Source organism: Rugosimonospora africana (genome assembly GCF_016862975.1).
Taxonomy (GTDB): Bacteria; Actinomycetota; Actinomycetes; order Mycobacteriales; family Micromonosporaceae; genus Rugosimonospora; species Rugosimonospora africana.
Map to the genome: position 1 here is coordinate 1 of NZ_BONZ01000176.1, position 1,090 is coordinate 1,090.

At 65.9% G+C, this 1,090-nt stretch carries 2 protein-coding genes; one reads left to right on the top strand and one right to left on the bottom strand.

The features are described 5' to 3' along the window. Positions 1-830, bottom strand: an 830-nt coding sequence (locus tag Raf01_RS49075) for a hypothetical protein (RefSeq protein ID WP_203925067.1), incomplete at its 3' end; no start/stop codon positions are given. A 45-nt stretch (positions 831-875) separates the two neighbouring features. Here Raf01_RS49075 and Raf01_RS49080 point away from each other — a divergent pair. Then, a partial coding sequence (locus Raf01_RS49080) for a hypothetical protein (protein ID WP_203925068.1) occupies positions 876-1,090 on the top strand: 215 nt, incomplete at its 3' end.

Genomic DNA, 1,090 nt, shown 5'->3' on the forward strand with positions numbered 1-1,090 from the left:
GTGTGGACGGCCGCTACGGTGTCCGCCCGCAACGTTTCCAGGTGCGCGCGCTGTTCCGGATCGAGGTTCTTGGCCAGGTCGTTGTCCAGCCGGTCGAGAATCAGCCTGGTGTCGTGACTGCCCGCGGTGTCCAGCGACACATCGAAAACCTGCCCGGTGTCCGGGTCACGCCACTGCGACTCGACACCGGGCCGATCCGCGGTCCAACCATCCACACGTACCGGCTCATAGCCGCGCGCGACAAGCCCGTCGATGACACGCTGCGCCCCGCTCGCGTAGTCCGAGTCGGGCAGGTCGATCTCGTACCGCAGAGTCGTACCAGCGTCCTCCGCGCTCTGCTCCAGCGACTGCCCCGGACCCGAACCCGCGATCGCGTCCGCGAACCGCGCCTTGAACCCATCCGGGTCATTCCCCGGGGTACGCGCGTGAACCACATGGTGGTCGCTGAGCGAGTCGAGATGACCCCTGATGCCCTCGTCGTTGAACGTCGAATTGAGCAGTACATCGTCGGCGTACCTGTTCTGCTCACCAGTCAGCGACCGCCCGTCACCGAACCACTCCGGCTCAGTCGACAGCGGGTAAGAGCCACCCTCGTCCGGCCCCGCCCGGGTGTCCGGCTCACCGGACGCGTACGCGTCAGAGTGGCCGGCCGCCGACGGGTCCGCCGGAGCCATCTCCGGCACCTCCTGCCGGCTGAGGTGGTAGTAACCGATCGACGGCGACAAGTGCTCCGGACTGACGACCCGGAAGCCATACCAGTCCGACCCCCGCTGGTTCGAGTTCAGCAACGTGCGCTTACCGATCCAGGTCGCGTCCGCACCCCGACCCACACCCGGATGCCAACCCGCCTGACTCACCTCAAACGGAGTCGGATAGTGCTCACTACCAAACGGCAAATTCCGGCGACTCAGCACCTCATTGACCGACTCGCTCTGCCACCGCAAATCAGCCAACAGAGCATTCGGGTCATCGGCGTGATACCTCGCCATGATGGCCGAAGCATCGACACCGGTGTCACCGCCGAGCCACCGCTGCAGGGCGTCCGCGTCATCGTCGACGAGCCGCCGCTCCTTCGCCAACTCATTGAACA